Origin of the sequence: Malonomonas rubra DSM 5091, assembly GCF_900142125.1 — a bacterium.
Classification (GTDB): domain Bacteria; phylum Desulfobacterota; class Desulfuromonadia; order Desulfuromonadales; family Geopsychrobacteraceae; genus Malonomonas; species Malonomonas rubra.
In genome coordinates this window covers 61,082-80,477 of record NZ_FQZT01000006.1, presented here as the reverse complement: position 1 = coordinate 80,477, position 19,396 = coordinate 61,082, and the positions used below count along the sequence as shown (strand labels likewise).

Below are 19,396 nucleotides of genomic sequence, written 5' to 3'. Positions count from 1 at the left end.
TGTTTAGCTTGATTCCTGAGCCAACCAGAGAACATGGTAGGGCGGCAATTCGACCACTGCGCGCTCGGCAGTGACAACTTCACCGGTCAACAACCCGACCCAGCGGCCTTCAAACTGGCCGTCCAGAGCTCCGTCAAGGTAGAGTTTACGCACTTGATCGGTCAGGTTATGGACAGCGAAAACCCGCTGTTTACCGTCGAGACTGGTCCGCCAGAAACCGAACAGATATTCTCCCAGATGCAGAATTTCCTGTCGCGCGTCGGGATGAAAAGCCGGTTGCTCCCGCCTGATTGCCAGGCGCCGTTTCAGCTCGCTAAAAACAATCGACTGATCCGAATCGGTATCGCCCAGCAACTCGGCCAACACCTTCTGCTGCCAGCGACGTCGGTTGATGCTGCGGGCACGGCCAGTTTGCTCAACGCCTTCATGGTCGTTTGCGGTTGCCAGCAGACTGTGAATGTAAACTGCTGGAATGCCACGCAGCCCCATCATCAGAGTTTGCGCCAACAGAAAACGAGCAATCTGCCAGCAGTCATCCCCCATCCATGTGCCTTTGAGAGCATCGAAATAGCTGATATTGATTTCGTAAGGACTTTTGCTGCCATCGGTATTGGCTTTATAGCTGACCATGCCGCCAAATTTTTCCATCCCCTGCAGCAGCAGATCGATCTCTCCTTGCGGCAGCAAGCCTTCGAGCGGGCGCATACCGACACCATCATGAGAGGCGGTGAAATTCAGGAAAGTACAGCCGGGAGGTGCGCTGCAACGGGTGCGCGCCCAATCACACAGATAGTGGCTTGTGCCACGAAATAATCCGTGCAGCAACAGTGGCGCCAGGCTGAACTGGTAAATCATGTGCGCTTCGTCACTGTCGCCGAAATAGCTGATGTTCTGCTGATGCGGCAGGTTGGTTTCAGTCAGCAGCACCGTCTTTGGCGCCACCACACCGAGGAAGTCGCGCAGCAGCTTGACGATCTCGTGAGTCTGCGGCAGGTTGAGGCAGCTGGTACCCCACTCCTTCCAGAGAAACGCAACGGCATCGAGCCGAATAAAACGGGCCCCCTGCTGCAGGTAGAACAGCAAAATCCTGATATATTCAAGCAACACATCGGGATTGGAAAAATCGACATCGACCTGATCGGCGCTAAAAGTGGTCCAGACTTTGGCCGGGCCGCTGTCGGTTTCCACATCCGTCAGCAGCGGCGACTGTCGTGGCCGTACCACGTATTGCAGTTCAGCAGATTCCGGCGGAGAGATAAAATAATCTTTCCCTGGTTGCTCATTGCGTAAAAATTGCTGGAACCAGCGATGTTGGCTGGAAATGTGGTTGATCACCAGGTCGACCATCAGGTCGAAGTTCCGGTTGATTTCCGCGACCTGGGACCAGTCGCCAAGCTCAGGATTGACCTGCAGGTAATCGATGACGGCGAAACCATCGTCGGAGCTGTACGGGAAAAAAGGAAGCAGATGCACAACACTGATCAGACCCCGCAGGTGCTGCTCAAGAAATGTGCATAAAGTCTGCAGCGGCGAACATTGTTCCGAACAGAGAGAATCTCCGTAACTGATCAGGATGATATCCTGCTCACTCCACAAACGGCAATGATGCTCCTGCTGGCTTGCGGGTAAGCCCTCTTCAAGTTCCTGGAAAAGCTGGGATAAAAACCGTTTGGCCTGTTCGGCCGGATAAATTCTTTTTATCCGCTGCGCCGCTGTCGTTTTGAACGCTTCCAGATAATCGGCTTGCTGCATCCTTTTCGCTATCCTTTCCCTCGGAGGAACCAGTAAGAACAGTGCAGGTTACAAGCCAATTCAAACAAAGAAAGCCCGCCGAAATGGTTCGACGGGCTTTGCTGACGTATTATCGCTTCCTGTTTATTTAACGTGGCAGCGGTTACAGCTTGCCTTGGCTTCAAAAGCGCGTTTGCCATTATGACAGACACCACATAGTTTTCCGCTGTAGATTTCCGCCATAGTGATATCCACAGTGCCTTTCTTCATCTTCGGGAACATCCCCTTATTGTGACACTCCATGCATTTAATACCGGCATCAGCATGAACCTTGCCGGAAAAAAGCACCTTACCCATGGAGCTGTCGGTAAACTCCAGGGTTTTGTTCGGAGGGACAGCAACGGCAACAGCAGAGGCACAGAAAATGGCGACAGCTAACAGAATCAGTATTTTTTTCATTTCTCCCACCTTGTCAGTAAAAGAGTTAATCGGACAAAACATCAGTCGTTAAATTAGCTTACCCGCCTGCGAAGGTCAAGGCTGGAAAGAAAGAGATAAAATTAACCCTTTCTCAGATCAGTCCGCTGGGTTATTATCAGCTTTATGCTATAAATTGAAGTGAGCATTTATTTCACATTCTGCGGAGACTTCCTTGGAACATTTTATCGCACGGCAACCGATTTTCGATCAGAAGGGCAAGGTATACGCTTACGAGCTGCTGTTCCGCTCCGGCCTGCACAATTACTTCGATGCAGACGATCAGGACCAGGCTGCAGCCAGTGTCATCGCCAACAGCAGTCTGCTGTTCGGTCTCAACGAAATGAGCGGTGGGGCCAAGGTTTTCATCAACTGCACCCATAAAGTGCTGGTGGAAGACTTCATGACCGTACTGCCGAAAGAGCAAGCAGTGGTTGAAGTATTGGAACATGTCACCCCCGATGCCGCCGTCATCGACGCCTGCCGTCGCCTCAAGCAACAGGGCTACATCCTGGCGCTGGATGATTTCGTTTACCAGGACAACTGGGAACCGCTGCTGGAGCTGGCTGATATCATCAAGGTCGATTTCCTCGAAAGTGACCGGGAAGAACAGGAGCGTCTGGCCAAAATGATGATTCCGCGTGGCATAAAAATGCTGGCGGAAAAGGTGGAGACCAACGAAGTCTATGAAGATGCCAAGAAGATGGGCTACCAGTATTTTCAGGGCTATTTCTTCAGCAAGCCGGTGATCATCTCGCGCAAAGACATTCCGACCAACAAAATCCAGTTTCTGCGCATTCTTAAAGACATTTATGCCGAGGACATCGAATTTCAGGAACTGGCAAAAACAATTCAGAGCGAAGTTTCCCTCTCCTACAAACTCCTCAAGCTGATAAACTCGGCAGCCTTCGCCCTGCGTCATAAAGTGACCAATATTCTGCAGGCTCTCTCTCTCCTCGGCATCCGCGAAATCCGTAACTGGGTCTCGCTGTTATCAGTTTCCGCCATGGCAGATGACAAACCGGCCGAACTCGTTGTCAGCTCTCTGGTGCGAGCCAAATTCTGTGAACAGATGGCTCAACCCTGCGGATTCCGCGGGCGTGAATCGGATATGTTTCTGCTCGGTCTGTTCTCGCTGCTCGACGCTATCATGTCGCGGCCAATTGAGGAGATCCTGGAAGAGATCACCATCGAAGAGGATGTCCGTGAAGCTCTGGTCGGTGGGGAAAGCACGATGCACACAGTCCTCAGCCTGATTCTGGCCATCGAGCAGGGGGACTGGGACCAGGTCACCCAACTGGCAAACCAACTGGGCGTTGAGGAGCAGCCGATGAATGAGGCCTACATGGACGCCATCAAGTGGGCGCATGAAATTTACAACATTTGACCGGAAAAGAAGAGGGATTGAGTGGAAAAGGTTTTTCGCAATGAAGAGGAGTGGCGCACGCAATTAAGCGAGCAGGAGTACCGCGTCGCCCGCGAGGCGGGGACCGAGCCACCGTTTAAGAACCGTTACTGGGATCATCACGAAAACGGTCGCTATCATTGTGTCTGCTGTGGTCTGGAGCTGTTCGACTCTGCCAGTAAATTTGACTCCGGCACCGGTTGGCCCAGCTTTTTTCAGGCGATTGCAGATAAACATATCGAGCGCTTGGAAGATCACAGTCATCTAATGATTCGCACCGAGGTCGTCTGCGCCCGCTGCGATGCCCATCTCGGTCACCTGTTCGGTGACGGACCCAAGCCGACCGGACTGCGTTACTGTATCAACTCGGCAGCGCTCAAATTTGTGCCAGCCTAACAAATTCCCTTCTTGTTCATCGTTAAGCTGTATTTTTTATCATTTTCCAGAATGTGCGCCTTCAGCCAGTCGGAGAGGAAATTCACCACCTCGGCCGAAAGAACGAAATCTCCCTCCTGGCAACGCTGAGCCAACTCGTCTGCCTTGCGACTAAACACTTCGTGTTCTTTCAAATGCTGCAGTAAACCGAGGTAGCCACTTTTACGCATCAACTCTTCTTCCACATTGAAATGCATGCGTGCGTAATCGACCATCTCCAACACGATGTCCTTGACAACCTGCTGACCACGATCGTTCTTCATGGCGAAAGAAAGTTCGTTGATCATGGCAATCAGCTTCTTGTGGTGTTCATCCAGTTGGGCGACGCCGACACTGTAACTCTGGTCCCAAATAATCTGCATGATATGCTTCCGTCCGTAGAAATTGATGATGGCTCCAAGCTTAAAGAGGACGCTCGAAGAGAGCAAGAGGTTCCTTGTAAGTTTTAATTTTTCGAAGATTGACAGTCGCTCCTGCGCGGGGTACAACGGGCTCCTTTTTAAAGGAGAAACCATGTCCAGCAAAGTTCTGTCCGCCGGCGATTATATTCTTTCCCGCTGCACCAAATGCAAAGACACCCTCGGCCACACCATCGTTGCAATGGTCGGTGACAAGGTGGTCAAGGTTGAGTGCAACACCTGCGGTAGCGTTCACGCTCACCGCGAGAGCAAACCGAAGACAACAACCAAGCGGACCACCGCGGCTGCCAAACCTCGCACCCAGACAAAAGCTCAGCAAAATTGGGAAGAACTGCTACAGAAAGCAGAACGTGAAGGGACCGAACCCTACAGCATGAAGACACCGATGAAGGAAGATATGCTGATCGTGCATCCAACCTTCGGGCTCGGTCAGGTGGTCAACTGTATCCGTCCGAACAAAATGGAAGTTCAGTTCCAGGACGGCATTAAAATGCTGCGCTGTAAACTCGGCTAAGCTTTCCATGAATTGACAAGCAACAGATCTTCCTGTTTAGTTGTGGCTACCGATTACTCACAACGGACAGCGAGGTTGCATGTCATCCGTCAATCTACAAAAAACAAGCGTCCTCATAACTCTGGCCGCACTGGTCATCATCATTGCCGGAGCGAAAGCCGCTTCGGCACTGCTGGTCCCTTTTCTGCTGGCAATCTTCATCGCCATTATCTGCTCCGGCCCCTTTCACTGGCTGCAAAAACGTAAAGTTCCGGCTTCGTTGTCCCTGCTGCTGGTTATCGGTGCCGTCATGCTGGGCGGGCTCCTGGTGGTCACCCTGGTCGGAACATCGGTCAATGATTTCACCCGCGACCTGCCAACCTACCAGGAGAAGCTGCGCGGTCAAACGCTTCATCTGGCCGGTTATCTCGACAAATTCGGCATCCAGATTTCCAAAGATATCCTGCTGGAGCACTTTGACCCGGGCGCAGTGATGCAATCCGCCGCCGGCATGCTGGCAAAAGCAGGAGGGGTGCTGACAAACTCTTTCCTGATCCTGCTGACGGTCATATTTATTCTTTTCGAAGCGGCCGGAATGCCGGCCAAACTGCGTGCAGCGCTGCCTGACGCGGACTCTTCCCTGGCGTCCTTTGAAAAATTCACCGATGGCGTCCGCCAGTACCTGGCGATCAAAACCTTCGTCAGCCTCGCCACCGGCCTGGTGGTTGCCCTCGGCCTGACGTTCCTCGGCCTGGACTACGCTCTTCTCTGGGGACTGATCGCTTTTCTGCTCAATTATGTTCCGAACATCGGCTCGATCATCGCAGCGATACCGGCCGTACTCTTGGCGATTGTCCAGCTCGGCTCGATGCAGGCGCTGATCGTCGCAATCCTTTACGTTGCCGTCAATGTCATCATGGGCAACGCCGTCGAGCCCAAACTGATGGGGCGCAAGCTCGGCCTGTCATCGCTGGTGGTATTTATCTCTTTGGTTTTCTGGGGTTGGATTCTGGGACCGGTCGGCATGCTGCTGTCAGTTCCACTGACGATGATCGTCAAGATCGCGCTGGAAGTGAACGATTCGACCCGCTGGCTGGCGATACTGCTCGGCTCGGAAGTTCCCGTTACGGTGGCTAAAAAATAGCGCTCACTGCAAGCCATCCGGAAGGGTGAAGTAGAAGCGGGTTCCTTCGCCCGGTGTGCTACGCAGCCAGATGCGACCACCGTGGGCCTCGATGATGCTGCGGGAGATGTTCAGACCGAGGCCGAGGCCACGCACGGCAGTGAGTGAATTGTCGACCCGGTAGAATTTTTCGAACACCCGCCCGACCTGCTCTTCGGTCAAACCAACCCCTTCATCGGCAACACAAATCAACAGTTCGTGCTCATGCCTGCTGCCGGACACTTTGATCAGCCCACCGTTTGGGGAATATTTCACCGCGTTGCTCAGCAAATTATCGAACACCTGGCCAAGCCGGTGCCGGTCCGCGACAACAACCACATCATCTTCCATCAGGTTGACTTGAAAACTGTGCTTGGGTGACTTCTTCTCATAGGTCTCGACAACCTGATGGATGTGCTCAGCCAGGTCATAGGGTTCAGCATCAAGGTAGATCTCGCGGCCGGCTTCGATTTTTCCGAGATGCAGCAGATCGTCGACGATTTTTTCCAGTGAATGAGCTTTTTCGTTAATCAAGCCACAATATTCCAGGAGCTCTTCACAACCATTGTACTCGCCGCTTTCCAGCAGGTCGGTAAAGCCGATGATGATCGACAACGGGGTGTTCAGCTCATGCGCCGCAGAGGCGATAAACTCGTCCTTCATCCGCTGCAACTCTTTCTCCCGCGTCATGTCCTGCAGCGTGGCGATGGCGCCATGCTGCTTGCCCTGCTCACCGACCAGCGGTGCCATGTAGGCACGCAGATGACTCTGCCCGCTACGCTTGGGATCAGGCAGAGATATCTCCACCGGCCCGGCAATTTTCCCGTTCAGGCCGGCGCTTATAAGCTCTTTAAATTCAGGAATGGCAAAACATGCGCGCCCTGCTCTGGCGAGATCGTCGCCAACTCCGAGCAGCTTCTGCGCCGCTGGATTGATCAGAGCCAGATGTTCATCATTTTCGACAACGAAAAGGCCATCGGTGGCGTTTTCAAAAATATAGCGGAATCTCTTTTCGGCAACCGAACGCTTTTTCTGCAGGGCGCTCAGAAGTAAATAAAGCACGGCACCGAACAAAAAACTGAAAACAAAAAAGCTGAGCTGAAAATAAATAACCGTGCGCTGCCCCTGGTAAAACAGGCTGCGTGGCATGGAAATGCTTAAATGAAAGGCAGGATGGCCTTCCAGATCGTGAATCAGCACATCGCCGCGGATCTGTTTTTCGCTGCCTTTCAGAGGCTGTATCTGGACAACCTCTTCCTGCTCCTGGAGCGAATTCGTCAATGGCTTCAGCTCAAGCTCCAAGGCCATCCGTTCCGCCAGTCTCGCCCGCACAGCATCGCTGAACCAGCGCGCCATCACCATGATCCCCATCGCTGGACCATTATTATCGCTGGTCAGGATCGGCCGGAATGACAGCATCATCGGCCCCTGTTCAAACAGCAGCAAACCGTCCTGTCGACTGAAACTGTTCTGCGGTGGCCAGAGATCTTCGCGTTGCTGGAAATAATCGAGCAAAACCTGCGGTGGAACACCCGCTTCTTCACTCTCAAGATCCATTCCCTTGCCGAACACCAGTTCGCCCCGGCTATCGAAAATCAGTAAGGCATTCAAGCTCAGTTCAAGCAGGCTGTCATCACCAAGGTTGGAATCCATATATCCCTGGTTTTTGTCCTGCACAAAGCGATAGGTATCATCCCAGAAGGACCAGTCACGACACAGAATACCGAGGGTTTCGGAATCATTTTGCACGGCGCTGGCCAACCGGTAGAGGTTTTCCTCCACTGCCGCCTGCTCCAACTGCAGAAAACTGTCGAGAAGAATCATCCGGCTACCGCCGAGCACAATGGCATTGAACACCAGCAGCGATACCAGGATCGTGAACAACAGCTTTTTTTGAACCAGTCTCTCCAACGCTCGCCCTCACTTGAATCTGGAATAGTCAGCGCAATAACATCAATATTAGATCAGGCATTTCAACCTTTCATTTTAAACAATTGCCAGCCAAAACAACACCTAATTCCTATTAATACAAAAAGCCGCCCCCGAAGGAGCGGCTTTTAAAAACCCGGACACTGTTTCTGTCCGTTATTTTCAATCAGATTTAGCTTTGCTTAGCTGGCTTGCTTGCTGCAGCTGCAGCGACCTGGGCAGCCATCTGAGTCCCAAGAACGCCGCTGCCACCACCGATGCTGACCGACTGGAAGTCCGGGTAGGCTTCCATACCGATTTCGCTCATGTCGCAACCAATCAGCTCTTCTTCTTCGCTGACGCGGATGCCGATGGTGTACTTCAGTGCCAGCCAAACAATCGAGCTGGTGGCCATGACGAAAGCGCCGGTCGCGACAACACCGATCAACTGGGTAACGAAGCTGGCTTCGCTGTCAGTGATAGGCACGGCAAGGGTACCCCAGATACCGCAGACCAAGTGAACCGAGAGAGCACCGACAACATCATCAATCTTCAGCTTGTCGAACATCGGAACAGCGAGAACAACCAGGACACCACCGACAGCACCGATCAGGGTCGCAGCACCGAGGCTCGGGGTTGCCGGACCGGCTGTGATCGAAACCAGACCAGCCAGGGCACCGTTGAGACCCATGGTGACATCAACTTTTTTGTAGAGAACCTGAACCATCAGCATGGCAGCGATCATACCGCCACAGGCAGCCATGTTGGTGTTGACCATGACGTTTGACATTTCGATAACCGAGGCAGCATCGCCCAGAGCCAGGACCGAACCGCCGTTGAAACCGTACCAACCCATCCAGAGAATGAAGGTACCGATGGTTGCCAGAGGAATGTTGGCACCCGGGATCGGGTTAACGCGACCGTCTTTACCGTACTTGCCCTTACGTGCACCGAGGATGATTGCACCGGTCAGAGCAGCCCAGCCGCCGACCGAGTGAACGATGGTGGAACCAGCGTAGTCGGAGAAACCCATTTCCGACAACCAGCCGCCGCCCCAGCCCCAGGAGCCCTGGATCGGGTAGATGATACCGCAGAGAACAGCAGCAAAAGCGAGGAACGACCAGAGCTTGATCCGCTCGGCAACACAACCGGAGACGACCGAGCAGGCAGCACCACAGAAAACCATCTGGAAGAACCAGTCGGAAGCGGCCGAGTAACCACCGGAGTAGTCGCCAGCCAGGGCAGCAGCGTCGTCAGCAGCCCAGAGGCCGAAAGAGCCCATGAAACCACCGTCAACGCCAGCGTACATCAGGTTGTAACCGGTGATGTAGAAGAGGATACCGGCGATACCGAACAGCGAGATATTTTTCAGACAGATAGTCGCAGTGTTCTTGGCCCGTACCAGGCCGGACTCGAGCATGGCGAAACCGGCGGCCATCCACATGACCAGCACGCCCATGATCAGGAATGAGAAAGAGTTGAGGATATAAGTCATCTCCGAAACCGGAGCATCTTCGGCGAGGGCCAGAGCGGGCAGGCCGAGCATCAGGCCGGCAACCAGGATAGCAGTAAACTTCTTCATGACGTTTTGTCTCCTTTTATGAAATCAATCGATCAATTGTTTTTAGAGAGAATCGGTGCCGGTTTCGCCGGTCCGGATACGGACTGACTGCTCAACCGCGTAAACAAAAATCTTGCCATCGCCGATGCGGCCGGTGCTGGCCTCGCGCTGCACTGCAGCAACCACTTCATCGACCTGCGCGTCGTCAATAACCAGCTCCAGCTTGACCTTGGGGATAAAATCGATCTGGTATTCAGCACCGCGGTAAAGCTCGGTGTGGCCTTTCTGACGACCGAAACCGCGAACCTCGCTGACGGTCATGCCGGTAATGCCCAGATCACAGAGGGCCGACTTGACGTCGTCCAGCTTGAACGGTTTGATAATGCAATCAACTTTCTTCATCCTGTTGTTCTCCTTTCCAGAGGTACACAAATAAAAAAGGCGCTCTTAACTCTTTGAAAAAATCCTCCAGAGCTAAGAGCGCCGTTGCCCTTATCAGTCGTAAATGCGAAACGTCTTTGTCCCGACGACTGGTCAAATCAAATCAGCTCGCTCAATCGCGTAGCACGACATCCCATGTAGCATCGCCCGTGCCAACTTTTTAAATAGCTGATTTTATAGGAACAAACCTAGAAGCCGATGCTTTTCTGCCCTTTTTTTATGCACGAAAAAGAGCAACTGGTCAGTCGCTGTGCATAAAAAAGAGGCTCCATTGGAAAAAATTTCCCTCTCTCAGTTGACAGCCGTTTCAAACGAGTGTTTAAGTTATAAATACACCTTTCCCATAGGATGATTGATGGCACAAACCGACACAAAAACCCGCATCCTGGACGCAGCGGAACAACTATTCGCTCGCGATGGCTACCACAGCACCTCGATGCGCAGCCTGACCGAACTGGCCCAAGTCAACCTGGCGGCAGTCAACTACCACTTCGGTTCCAAAGAGGGGTTGATCAAAGCGGTCTTCGCACGCCGGCTCAATCCTCTGAATAGAATTCGTCAGGAACAGATTGAAGCGGTTCTGCAGCAAGCGGAAGCAGAGGGTGCGCGGCCGCAAGCAAAAGAGTTGCTGCGCGCTTTTATCGCTCCGATTCTTGAGTTCCGCAAAACAGAATCGGGCGCCCAGAACTTCCTGACCCTGATCGGCCGTTCACTGAGCGAGCCGGACGAAACAGTGCGCAGCTACTTTATCCAGCAGGTATTGCCAATCTTCACCCTGCTCTTCCGCAGCCTGCAGCACGCCTTGCCACAGCTGCCTGAACAATTGCTGTTCTCCCGGATACAGTTCGCGATGGGCGCGATGAGTCACATGATGGTCAACAGCCCGCAGCACCAGAAAACGCTACCTGGCTTTCCCAAACCACTGCCGACGGAACAGATGGCAGACGAGCTGCTCGAATTCATCAGTGCCGGATTGGAGGCCCCATGCTGATCCGTCTCGCACTTATCTCCTTCATCCTGCTCACTGCCTGCAATCCTCTGCAGCCGCCGAAATCGGACCCTCCGCAGCTGCCGGAAAAATATGCAGCACCAGCGGAGTCGACAGAGCAACGGCCAGATCGCTGGTGGCAGAGTTTCAACGACCCACAGCTCGACCAACTGCAGGAGCAGATGCTCAGCGGCAACCTTGACCTGCGGCAGAGCCTCTACCGGCTGGATCAACTGGATGCTCTGCGCAGGACCAGCGGCGCTGGTCTCTGGCCGAGCTTGAGCGCAAACGCATCTGCCGGCCGTGACCGCACCCCCAGCGCAGCCGGAGAGAGCACCAGCAGCAGCTATCGCGGCTCTCTGGCAGCGAGCTACGAAATCGACCTGTGGAATCGTCTGCATGATAAAGAGCAGGCTGCCGAATTCCGGCGTCAGGCAGGAGAAAAAGAGGCCGAAAGCTTGTTGCTAAGCTTGACAGCACAACTGGCAGAAAACTACTTCTCCGCCGGCGAACAGCGAGCTCAGATCGCACTCCTGCAGCAACAGATCGAGCGCAACGAGAAGCTGCTGGCAACAGCGACCGACCGCTACCGCGCCGGGTTGGCATCGGCGGAGGAAATCTATCAGGCGCAGGTCAGCCTGGTTGCGCTGCAGGCACAATTGCCACAATTGCAGACTGCTCTGGTTCGCAGCGAACAGGCGCTCGCCCTGCTGCTCGGCCGATTTTCTGGTGAAGAGGTGACCACCACGGCAACGCTGCCTGAACCAGGTACTGCTGGTGATAACAGCCTGCCCGCCAGTCTGCTGCAACAGCGACCCGATATTTCCGCCGCCTTCCTGCAACTGCAAGCTGCAGATCACGAACTGGCGGCAGCACTGGCCGACAAGCTGCCAGGCATAAGTTTAAGCGCCAGCCTCGGCCGCAGCGTCACCAGGCTTTCCAGTGGCGACATCGAAGGGACCTTCTGGAGCCTGGCCGCCTCGCTGGTCCAACCACTGATCGACGGCGGGCGACGGCAGGCGGCAGTTGATCAGCAGCAAGCCTTGCGGCAGCAGCAGGCGACACAGATGCAGCAACTCCTGATCAAAGCAGTGCAGGACGTAGAAACCGCACTGGTCGCCGAGCGGAACAGCCTGCTGCGCTATCGGCAACTCCAGCAGCAACAACACATCAGCCAGCAGACACTGGAACTGAACCAGGCGAACTACCGCTCTGGCCTGACCAGCAGTAGTGATCTGCTTAACAGCGAACTGCAGCAGCTGAATATCCGCAGCCAATTGATCAGCAGCCAGGCTGGCTGGCTGAGCAGCCGTATTTCTCTGGCCCGCGCCCTGGGTGGCAGTTGGATGGCCGAAGAACGGAAAAAGCAGCAAAACCACCTCAGCGCCAAAGAGGATAAATAATTATGAGCGAAACCGGAAAAAAGCGCCTCGCTTTGAAAATCATCCTGCCGATCCTGATCCTGGCTGTCGGTTTTTTTGCCTTCAAATCCCTGATCGGGATGAAGAAAGCACCTAAACGACAACAACCACCGCAACTCGGTGCGCTGGTTGATGTAATCGAGCTGCAGAGCAAAGCCCATCAGGTCAAAGTCCACGCCACTGGCACCGTTGTCGCCGAGCAAGAAATCAGCATCGTGCCGGAAGTCAATGGCAAGGTCGTCTGGATCTCACCGCAACTGGTCGGCGGCGGCCTGTTCAAACAGGGCGAGACGATGCTCAAAATTGATGCAAGCGACTATCAGCTGGCGGTTGAACGCGCCCAGGCCGATATTGCCCGTGCCGAGGTTGCCCTGCGCACCGAACAGGAAAAGGCCCGTGTCGCCATGCAGGAGTGGAACCGGATCGAGCTGCCGAATAAAGGCGTGCCGGGGCCCTTGGTGACCCGCGAAATTCAACTGCAACAGGAACAGGCCAACCTGACTGCGGCCAAGGCAAACCTGAAGCAAGCCGAGTTGAACCTGCAGCGCACCATCATAAAAGCGCCTTTCGACGGCCGTATCCGCCAGGAGCAAGTCGACCTCGGTCAATATTTACGAGCGGGCAGCAGCATCGGCACGTTCTCAGGCACTGCACGGGCGGAAATTCATGTCCCCCTGCCGCTTGAAGAATTACGCTGGCTCAGTATCCCGACCAGCAAAAACAAGATTGCCGGTTCGCTGGCAATAATCCGTCTGTCTACCAACAGGCAGGCACAGTGGCAGGGAAAAATCGTCCGCAGCCTTGGTGAAATCGACACCGGCAGCCGCATGGCAACCATCGTCATCGGCATCGACGATCCCTATCAGTTGGAGAAATCTGCGGATGGCCCTGTACTGCAGAACGGACAGTTTGTCGAAATCGATATTTTCGGCCAACATCTAGAACAGATCATCAGTATCCCGCGCGAAGCCTTGCGCACTGGACAACAGGTCTGGATCGTGGATACCGACAACCGTCTTCAGCAACGCCCGGTAAAAGTCCTGCGCCGCGAACAGCAACAGCTGTTGCTCGAAAGCGGAGTCGACGCGGGAGAAAAATTGATCCTGACCACCCTCTCCGGGGCTGCTGACGGACTGCTGCTGCGACCGGTTATGCGGGAGCAGGCGCAATGACCGGGCCGGTCAAATGGATGGCCCATAATCATGTGGCCGCCAACCTGTTGATGCTGGCGCTGATTCTCGGCGGTATCATCATGGGTCCGAGCATCAAGCAGGAGATTTTCCCAGAAGTTTCCCTCGATACGGTCTCGGTCAGCGTCGCTTACCCCGGCGCCGGCCCGGAGGAGGTTGAAGAAGGAATTCTGCTAAAAATCGAGGAGAGTTTGACCGCGGTCGACGGGATCAAGCAGTTGCGTGCCACCGCCAACGAAGGCTCCGGCACGGTAACAGCCGAAATCTACGCAGATGAAGATGTCGATGAAGTGCTGCAGGAAATCCGCAGTGAAATCGACCGGATCACAACCTTCCCCGGCGATGCAGAAAAGCCGATTGTCAGTAAGCTCTCAAACAGGCGAGAAGTCATCTCGGTGGTGGTGTACGGAGATGCCAGCGAGAAAACACTGCGCGAGCAGGCCGAAACGATCCGCGATGAAATCCTCGAACTGCCCGACATCACCCAGGTCGATCTGAGCGGCGTGCGACCGTTTGAAATCACCATCGAAGTCGCGGAAGAAAATCTGCGGCGCTACAACCTGACCCTGGAACAGATAGCGAGCCGGATCCGCGCCGCATCCCTCGATCTGCCGGGCGGCACAGTGAAAACCAGCGGCGGAGAGATCCTGTTGCGAACCAAGGAGCGACGCTACTGGGGTCCCGAATATGCGGATATCGTCATTCTCAGCCAGGCCGACGGCAGCCAGGTGCGACTGGGCGACATTGCCAACGTCGTCGACGGCTTCGCCGACAGCGACACCTACGCCCGCTTCGACGGCAAACCGGCAGCGATGCTCAACGTCTTTCGTATCGGCGAGCAAAAACCGACTGAAATTTCTGAAAAAATTATCGACTACATCGAGCAGAAGCAACTCAACCTGCCGGACAGTCTGCAGCTGGCAATCTGGAACGACACCACCGAACTCTTCACCAGCCGAATGAACCTGCTGCAAAAAAATGCGTTGCTCGGTCTGGCGTTGGTGGTGGTCGTCCTCGGCCTGTTCCTGGAAATCCGTTTGGCCGGCTGGGTCATGCTCGGCATCCCGATCTCCTTTTTCGGCACCCTGCTATTCATGCCCTGGCTCGGCGTCTCGATCAACATGGTTTCACTGTTCGCTTTTATCCTGGCCCTGGGGATTCTTGTCGATGACGCCATCGTCGTCGGTGAAAATATTTTCGACCATCGCCAGCAGGGCAAACCCTACGCCCGGGCTGCGGTCGATGGTGCCCTTGAGGTCTCGATTCCGGTCACTTACGCGATCCTGACGACGGTTGCCGCGTTCACCCCGCTGATCTTCGTCAGCGGGATGATGGGCAAGTTCATCAAAGTCATCCCCATTATAGTCATTGCGTTACTCCTCGCCTCGTTGATCGAATCCTTGTTCGTGCTACCGGCACACCTGAGCGGCGGTAAACCGCGGTCGGATAATGGCGGCCTGCTCGGGCGGATCGACCGGGTCCGTAAATGGTTCGGGGCAGCGCTGGAACGTTTTGTCGCAGGTCCCTACAACTGGGCCCTGCACCTAAATCTGAAGTATCGCTATGCCTCACTGGCCATCGGTATCTGCATGCTGCTGCTGACAATCGGCGTGGTCAAAAACGGCTTTCTCAAGTTCACTTTCATGCCGGAAGTCGACGGTGACAGAATTACTGTCTCCTTACAGATGAACCGGGGCGTCCCGATTGAAGAAACCGGCCGGGTCAGCGACCTGATCATGCAGACAGGGCTGGAAACGGTGGCCGAATACGATGCCGGCCGCCCCGCAGGCGACAGCATTCTGCGTAACATTTACATGCTGGTGGGCGGCAACATCCCCGGCGGCGGACCCGGCGGTGGCAGCAGTACGACAGCCTCGCACATGAGTAACGTGGCAATGTTTCTGGTTGAGAGCGAACAGCGCGGAGTCGCCGCTACCGAGATTTCCAACCACTGGCGGAAAAAGCTGGGAGAGCTGCCGGGAGTCGACTCCATGACTTTCCGCTCCAACCTGATGCGACTGGGTGCCAACATCGATGTTCAGCTGGCGCATCAGGACTTCACCGTGCTGGAGAAGGCGTCCAACCTGATCCGCGCAACCCTTGCGGAATATGAGGGGGTGAGCGACATTGAAGACAGCTATGCCCGTGGTAAGCAGGAGATCAAACTGAAGCTGAAACCTGCGGCGCGCACTCTCGGGATCACTGAAACCGAGCTGGGACGGCAGGTTCGTTCCGCCTTTTACGGTGCCGAAGCCCTGCGCCTGCAACGGGGCCGCAACGAAGTCAAGGTGATGGTTCGTTTCCCGGAAGAAGACCGGAAAGTGCTCTGGAATTTAGAGAATATGCGCATCCGCACCCCTGCCGGACAGGAGATTCCACTACTGCAGGCAGCAGAAGTGATCGAGGGGCAAGGCTTCTCAGAAATCAAGCGCACCGACCGCAAACGGGTGATTAACGTCTCGGCCAGCGTCGATGACGAGCAGACCAACGCTCAGGAAATAATCAGCGATCTGAAGTCAAACCTGCTGCCGCAGCTGGTCGCTGACTATCCGGGTCTGTCCTGGGACATGGAGGGGGAAGAGAAGGAACGGCGGGAATCCCTCAGCAGCATGCTGGCCGGCTTCAAACTGGCCCTGATCGCCATCTTCATCCTGCTGGCAATCCCGTTCCGCAGCTACAGCCAGCCACTACTGATCATGACCGCAATCCCTTTCGGCATGATCGGCGCGGTCCTCGGTCATATCATTATGGGTTACAACCTCAGCTTGCTGAGCATGTTCGGCCTCGTCGCGCTGTCCGGAGTCGTGGTCAACGACTCGCTGCTGCTGATCGACAAGACCAACCGCAACCGGATCGACGGGATGCCGCTTTACGAAGCATTGGTTGCCGCCGGAACACGACGTTTCCGGCCGATTATTCTTACATCTTTCACGACCTTTTTCGGCTTGATGCCGATGATTCTGGAGACCAGTGTACAGGCCAAGTTTCTCATTCCGATGGCAATCTCCCTCGGCTTCGGCATCCTTTTCGGCACCGGCATCATTCTGCTGCTAATCCCGGCACTCTACCTGATTCTGGAAGATTTCCGCAGGTTGCTCGGCCTTCGCGACAAGCACGCAGAGCAGGCAGCAGCAAGCATTGAGAGCTGACAAAAAAAAACGGCCCGATCCTTAGTTGGACGGGCCGTTTCCTTTTGGTGCTGAGCAGCCATCTTAAAACTGCGCGGAAATCATTGTGTTTTGCTGGCCGGTTTCGCTACTTTCTGCGCTGTTGTCGGCTGAAAAACAAACTCCCACTCGCTGTAGCGGGTTTTGCCGACAAAAGCACTGTTGGCAGAATCAAACCCGTCCTGCTTGAAAACTTCAAGCTCGCTGCTGCTCCGCACGCCACTGATCTTGCCGGAAGGATCTTTTATCACAACCCAATCGTTCCCGGTCATTGGATCGTTATAAAGCTTGCGCAGGTGACGCAACACAGCGATTGAACGATCATCTTTTACGAGCTTCTCCAGATCGGTCGGCAAAGCGGCCACTGCCCCTCCCTGGCTGCTTTTGTAATAGGATTCGATTGCCTTGCGATACTGGCTGCCCCGCCACAGCAACTCTTCTTCTTTGGCACGCTGAACGATGGACTTCCAACTGGAACCGGCAATCCCCGACATCAGGCCAAGAACCACCACCGCCATCAGCACCCCCATAAGGGCAACACCACGTTGATTGTGCAAACTGTTCATTATCCTTCTTCCGCTGAAAAATAAGAATTTCAGTTTGCTGGCGAAGAGCAAATCCGTCAACCTTTTTAACCTGATTCGGCGGCCATCCACCGCAACACGTCAGTTACCAACACAACAGGATTATGACATCCTGGCATCAAAAAAACTTTACTCTAGTTGACTTCACTGCTAGATAATTAATTAAGAAAGCAAGAGTAACGAACTAAACTTTTTGGTGATGAGATCGGGGGGAAACATGCTGAGCAAGAAAAATCATCCGAAAATCGAACTGAAGGGTTGGATCAATGTCGAAGGCGAGGAATGCCTGATTTCCCAGGTTTATCAAGGGTATTCACTCTCCGGAGCCTGCGAGGTAGTGACTAACCCGGAACGCCCGATCAACAAGGATGTCGGCTGGGACGGTGAAAAATGGTTCTTTTCAAAGCAGGAACCGCTGGTCAACGCTGCCCAAACGTCTCGCCTGAAAGAGTTTGTTGATGAACTGAAGCGTGAACGACAAAGCGGCCGATTCTTTGACAAAAAATCCTGAAACTTCTCAAAATTGACGACCTCTAACGTTAGGGCTATACTATCGTCAAAGCCCGTACGGAAAGGTCGTTATGAACGTTCGCACTATCGTTGCAGCAGCAGATCCAGAGATTCGCAAATTGTACCAGCAGCAGGTCAGCAGTCTGGGAGCTGATTGCGACACCGCCGCCAGTCTGCACGAAATGTTCGAGCAGATGAAAGAAATCCCCTACAACGGTCTGCTGATCGACCTACCCACGCTGGTCAAAGCGAACCAGGTTGAAAAAGCCCAGTGCCACGAACTGCTGCGGCTTTTCCCGACCCTACGCCTGCGCTGGGACCAATCCAGCCAGAAGCTTCTGTGCCTGCTTTACGGTAGCCACCCTACTGACAACATGAGCTTGAAGCTGTTTATTGACGAGCATTGCCAAAGTTTCACAGCACGAAGAATCCGCCGCTTTCAGCGCATGCGCCTCCATTACAACGTTCTGCTGGCAAGTGATGAGGATTTTCGCGATGACGATGTTGAACGCTCGACCAGTATTGATATTTCAGAAGGGGGTTGCTCCCTGATCACTGGGCGTGATCGCCCCCTGGAAAGCAATGTCTGGCTACGCTTCATTGAATTTGAAGATCAAACTCCGATCCAAGCCAGCATCTGCAGCAGAATTCCCTGGGGAACTGCGATGAAAATCCCCTCTATCGGTGTCAGCTTTACGACGATCAGCGAAGCACAACTGGAGCAGATCCGGCATCCGGGCAAAGCAATTTACGAGAAAAAACTCAAAAGCTAACCTGTCGACAGCCCGGCTTTGACTTTAACCAGGTAGTCCCGGGTTTCCTCGGGCATCTGTTGCAAGCCTTTTCGGTCAACGTTCCCCTGGCCCCAGTTGTAAGCCGCCAGCGCCTTATCGAGATCACCGTCATATTTGTCGAGCAATTGCTTTAAATAACGGCTTCCACCCAACAGGTTCTGCTGTGGATCAAAGCTATCCTCCACCCCAAGCTCGGCCGCCGTCGCAGGCATCAACTGCATCAACCCCTGAGCGCCAACGGGCGAGATCGCCTGTGGCTGAAAATTACTCTCAGCAGCCACGACTGAACGGATCAACTCCGGTGCCAGGCTGACCTGCTGCGCAACCCGCTCGATCATACTTTCGATCTCCGCGCGCTCCGGTGGATTCTGCAATGAAGGCTGCAGTTGCCGGTAAACCCGATCAGCCTGCTGAACCTGAGGGGCTGCGCGCAGACTGAAGCCCGCGGTAGACAAACGGCTGAGGAGATCATCATTCTTGCCTGCCTCCTCCTTTGTATCGAACAGCCCCTGCAACAGTTGCATCTGCGCCAGCTCCATCAACTCCTGGGCTTTGGCGACACCGGCTTTCACCTGCCCGGCAGCATCAAGGAGTTCGGCAAACCCCGTATTTGTGGTTTCGTCGCGACCAACCTGATTCAAGGGCTTCAGTTGTGTTGACGGCAATAGCGACTGTAACGGGTCGATACTCATAACGCATCACCTCTTGTC

The 19,396-nt window shown here is 54.4% G+C and carries 18 protein-coding genes; 10 read left to right on the top strand and 8 right to left on the bottom strand.

Translation table 11 applies throughout. From position 1 onward, the window contains the following. Positions 1-3 precede the first annotated feature (3 nt). Positions 4-1,752 carry a sugar phosphorylase gene (locus BUB13_RS09750; RefSeq protein ID WP_072908392.1) on the bottom strand — a complete coding sequence of 583 codons (1,749 nt, stop codon included), beginning with the start codon at positions 1,750-1,752 and terminating at the stop codon, positions 4-6. A 123-nt stretch (positions 1,753-1,875) separates the two neighbouring features. Next, entirely contained in the window at positions 1,876-2,190 is a 315-nt protein-coding gene (locus tag BUB13_RS09745; protein ID WP_072908390.1) for a cytochrome c3 family protein, read from the bottom strand. A gap of 193 nt (positions 2,191-2,383) precedes the next feature. Between BUB13_RS09745 and BUB13_RS09740 the strand changes: the two genes are divergently transcribed. Both BUB13_RS09740 and msrB read left to right on the top strand, forming a co-directional pair. After that, positions 2,384-3,595 (top strand): EAL and HDOD domain-containing protein, encoded by a 1,212-nt coding sequence (locus BUB13_RS09740; RefSeq protein ID WP_072908388.1) that lies wholly within the window; start codon positions 2,384-2,386, stop codon positions 3,593-3,595. 21 nt (positions 3,596-3,616) lie between these two features. Then, a complete protein-coding gene (gene msrB / locus BUB13_RS09735; RefSeq protein WP_072908386.1) occupies positions 3,617-4,009 on the top strand; it encodes a peptide-methionine (R)-S-oxide reductase MsrB in 393 nt (130 codons plus the stop codon). On the opposite strand, the gene BUB13_RS09730 is transcribed toward msrB, so the two are convergent. Then, positions 4,006-4,410, bottom strand: coding sequence for a bacteriohemerythrin (locus BUB13_RS09730; protein ID WP_072908662.1), 405 nt, complete (start codon positions 4,408-4,410; stop codon positions 4,006-4,008). The two genes, msrB and BUB13_RS09730, sit on opposite strands and share 4 nt — an antisense overlap. Positions 4,411-4,561: 151 nt before the next feature. Here BUB13_RS09730 and BUB13_RS09725 point away from each other — a divergent pair, with 151 nt between their 5' ends. Then, positions 4,562-4,981, top strand: a complete 420-nt coding sequence (locus BUB13_RS09725) for a hypothetical protein (RefSeq protein WP_072908384.1) — start codon at positions 4,562-4,564, stop codon at positions 4,979-4,981. A gap of 79 nt (positions 4,982-5,060) precedes the next feature. After that, the gene (locus tag BUB13_RS09720; RefSeq protein WP_072908382.1) at positions 5,061-6,104 is read left to right on the top strand and encodes an AI-2E family transporter; all 1,044 of its coding nucleotides are present in this window, start codon (positions 5,061-5,063) and stop codon (positions 6,102-6,104) included. Between the two features lie 3 nt (positions 6,105-6,107). Here the strand turns inward: BUB13_RS09720 and BUB13_RS09715 are convergent, their stop codons facing one another. The 3 genes from BUB13_RS09715 to BUB13_RS09705 all read right to left on the bottom strand — a co-directional run bounded on the left by BUB13_RS09715 (position 6,108) and on the right by BUB13_RS09705 (position 9,993). Further along, positions 6,108-8,033, bottom strand: coding sequence for a CHASE4 domain-containing protein (locus BUB13_RS09715; protein ID WP_072908380.1), 1,926 nt, complete (start codon positions 8,031-8,033; stop codon positions 6,108-6,110). A gap of 190 nt (positions 8,034-8,223) precedes the next feature. Further along, complete coding sequence (locus tag BUB13_RS09710) at positions 8,224-9,612, bottom strand: ammonium transporter family protein (protein ID WP_084091966.1); 1,389 nt, start codon at positions 9,610-9,612, stop codon at positions 8,224-8,226. Positions 9,613-9,654: 42 nt separating this feature from the next. After that, the gene (locus BUB13_RS09705; RefSeq protein WP_072908378.1) at positions 9,655-9,993 is read right to left on the bottom strand and encodes a P-II family nitrogen regulator; all 339 of its coding nucleotides are present in this window, start codon (positions 9,991-9,993) and stop codon (positions 9,655-9,657) included. Between the two features lie 394 nt (positions 9,994-10,387). Between BUB13_RS09705 and BUB13_RS09700 the strand changes: the two genes are divergently transcribed. The 4 genes from BUB13_RS09700 to BUB13_RS09685 are packed head-to-tail and all read left to right on the top strand — an operon-like array spanning position 10,388 to position 16,780. Beyond that, complete coding sequence (locus tag BUB13_RS09700; RefSeq protein ID WP_072908376.1) at positions 10,388-11,023, top strand: TetR/AcrR family transcriptional regulator; 636 nt, start codon at positions 10,388-10,390, stop codon at positions 11,021-11,023. Further along, on the top strand, positions 11,017-12,423 hold the full coding sequence (locus tag BUB13_RS09695) for an efflux transporter outer membrane subunit (protein WP_072908374.1): 1,407 nt from the start codon (positions 11,017-11,019) through the stop codon (positions 12,421-12,423). Before BUB13_RS09700 ends, BUB13_RS09695 begins: the two co-directional genes overlap by 7 nt. 2 nt (positions 12,424-12,425) lie before the next feature. Then, on the top strand, positions 12,426-13,613 hold the full coding sequence (locus BUB13_RS09690) for an efflux RND transporter periplasmic adaptor subunit (RefSeq protein ID WP_072908372.1): 1,188 nt from the start codon (positions 12,426-12,428) through the stop codon (positions 13,611-13,613). After that, complete coding sequence (locus BUB13_RS09685; protein ID WP_072908370.1) at positions 13,610-16,780, top strand: efflux RND transporter permease subunit; 3,171 nt, start codon at positions 13,610-13,612, stop codon at positions 16,778-16,780. Before BUB13_RS09690 ends, BUB13_RS09685 begins: the two co-directional genes overlap by 4 nt. Positions 16,781-16,860: 80 nt before the next feature. Here BUB13_RS09685 and BUB13_RS09680 read toward each other — a convergent pair whose 3' ends face one another. After that, complete coding sequence (locus BUB13_RS09680; protein WP_072908368.1) at positions 16,861-17,364, bottom strand: pilus assembly FimT family protein; 504 nt, start codon at positions 17,362-17,364, stop codon at positions 16,861-16,863. A 235-nt stretch (positions 17,365-17,599) separates the two neighbouring features. Between BUB13_RS09680 and BUB13_RS09675 the strand changes: the two genes are divergently transcribed. Next, the gene (locus tag BUB13_RS09675) at positions 17,600-17,893 is read left to right on the top strand and encodes a hypothetical protein (protein ID WP_072908366.1); all 294 of its coding nucleotides are present in this window, start codon (positions 17,600-17,602) and stop codon (positions 17,891-17,893) included. 70 nt (positions 17,894-17,963) lie between these two features. Beyond that, complete coding sequence (locus BUB13_RS09670) at positions 17,964-18,665, top strand: PilZ domain-containing protein (RefSeq protein ID WP_072908364.1); 702 nt, start codon at positions 17,964-17,966, stop codon at positions 18,663-18,665. Here the strand turns inward: BUB13_RS09670 and BUB13_RS09665 are convergent. Beyond that, entirely contained in the window at positions 18,662-19,378 is a 717-nt protein-coding gene (locus BUB13_RS09665; RefSeq protein ID WP_072908362.1) for a lytic transglycosylase domain-containing protein, read from the bottom strand. The two genes, BUB13_RS09670 and BUB13_RS09665, sit on opposite strands and share 4 nt — an antisense overlap. Positions 19,379-19,396: the final 18 nt, after the last annotated feature.

What these genes read in the sequence shown, in the direction of transcription:
- BUB13_RS09745 (WP_072908390.1), bottom strand. Translation starts at nt 2,190, where the DNA reads ATGAAAAAAATACTGATTCTGTTAGCTGTCGCCATTTTCTGTGCCTCT.
- BUB13_RS09700 (WP_072908376.1), top strand. Translation starts at nt 10,388, where the DNA reads ATGGCACAAACCGACACAAAAACCCGCATCCTGGACGCAGCGGAACAA.
- BUB13_RS09710 (WP_084091966.1), bottom strand. Translation starts at nt 9,612, where the DNA reads ATGAAGAAGTTTACTGCTATCCTGGTTGCCGGCCTGATGCTCGGCCTG.
- BUB13_RS09730 (WP_072908662.1), bottom strand. Translation starts at nt 4,410, where the DNA reads ATGCAGATTATTTGGGACCAGAGTTACAGTGTCGGCGTCGCCCAACTG.
- BUB13_RS09685 (WP_072908370.1), top strand. Translation starts at nt 13,610, where the DNA reads ATGACCGGGCCGGTCAAATGGATGGCCCATAATCATGTGGCCGCCAAC.
- BUB13_RS09720 (WP_072908382.1), top strand. Translation starts at nt 5,061, where the DNA reads ATGTCATCCGTCAATCTACAAAAAACAAGCGTCCTCATAACTCTGGCC.
- BUB13_RS09665 (WP_072908362.1), bottom strand. Translation starts at nt 19,378, where the DNA reads ATGAGTATCGACCCGTTACAGTCGCTATTGCCGTCAACACAACTGAAG.
- BUB13_RS09675 (WP_072908366.1), top strand. Translation starts at nt 17,600, where the DNA reads ATGCTGAGCAAGAAAAATCATCCGAAAATCGAACTGAAGGGTTGGATC.
- BUB13_RS09750 (WP_072908392.1), bottom strand. Translation starts at nt 1,752, where the DNA reads ATGCAGCAAGCCGATTATCTGGAAGCGTTCAAAACGACAGCGGCGCAG.
- BUB13_RS09725 (WP_072908384.1), top strand. Translation starts at nt 4,562, where the DNA reads ATGTCCAGCAAAGTTCTGTCCGCCGGCGATTATATTCTTTCCCGCTGC.
- BUB13_RS09690 (WP_072908372.1), top strand. Translation starts at nt 12,426, where the DNA reads ATGAGCGAAACCGGAAAAAAGCGCCTCGCTTTGAAAATCATCCTGCCG.
- BUB13_RS09695 (WP_072908374.1), top strand. Translation starts at nt 11,017, where the DNA reads ATGCTGATCCGTCTCGCACTTATCTCCTTCATCCTGCTCACTGCCTGC.
- BUB13_RS09670 (WP_072908364.1), top strand. Translation starts at nt 17,964, where the DNA reads ATGAACGTTCGCACTATCGTTGCAGCAGCAGATCCAGAGATTCGCAAA.
- BUB13_RS09705 (WP_072908378.1), bottom strand. Translation starts at nt 9,993, where the DNA reads ATGAAGAAAGTTGATTGCATTATCAAACCGTTCAAGCTGGACGACGTC.
- BUB13_RS09680 (WP_072908368.1), bottom strand. Translation starts at nt 17,364, where the DNA reads ATGAACAGTTTGCACAATCAACGTGGTGTTGCCCTTATGGGGGTGCTG.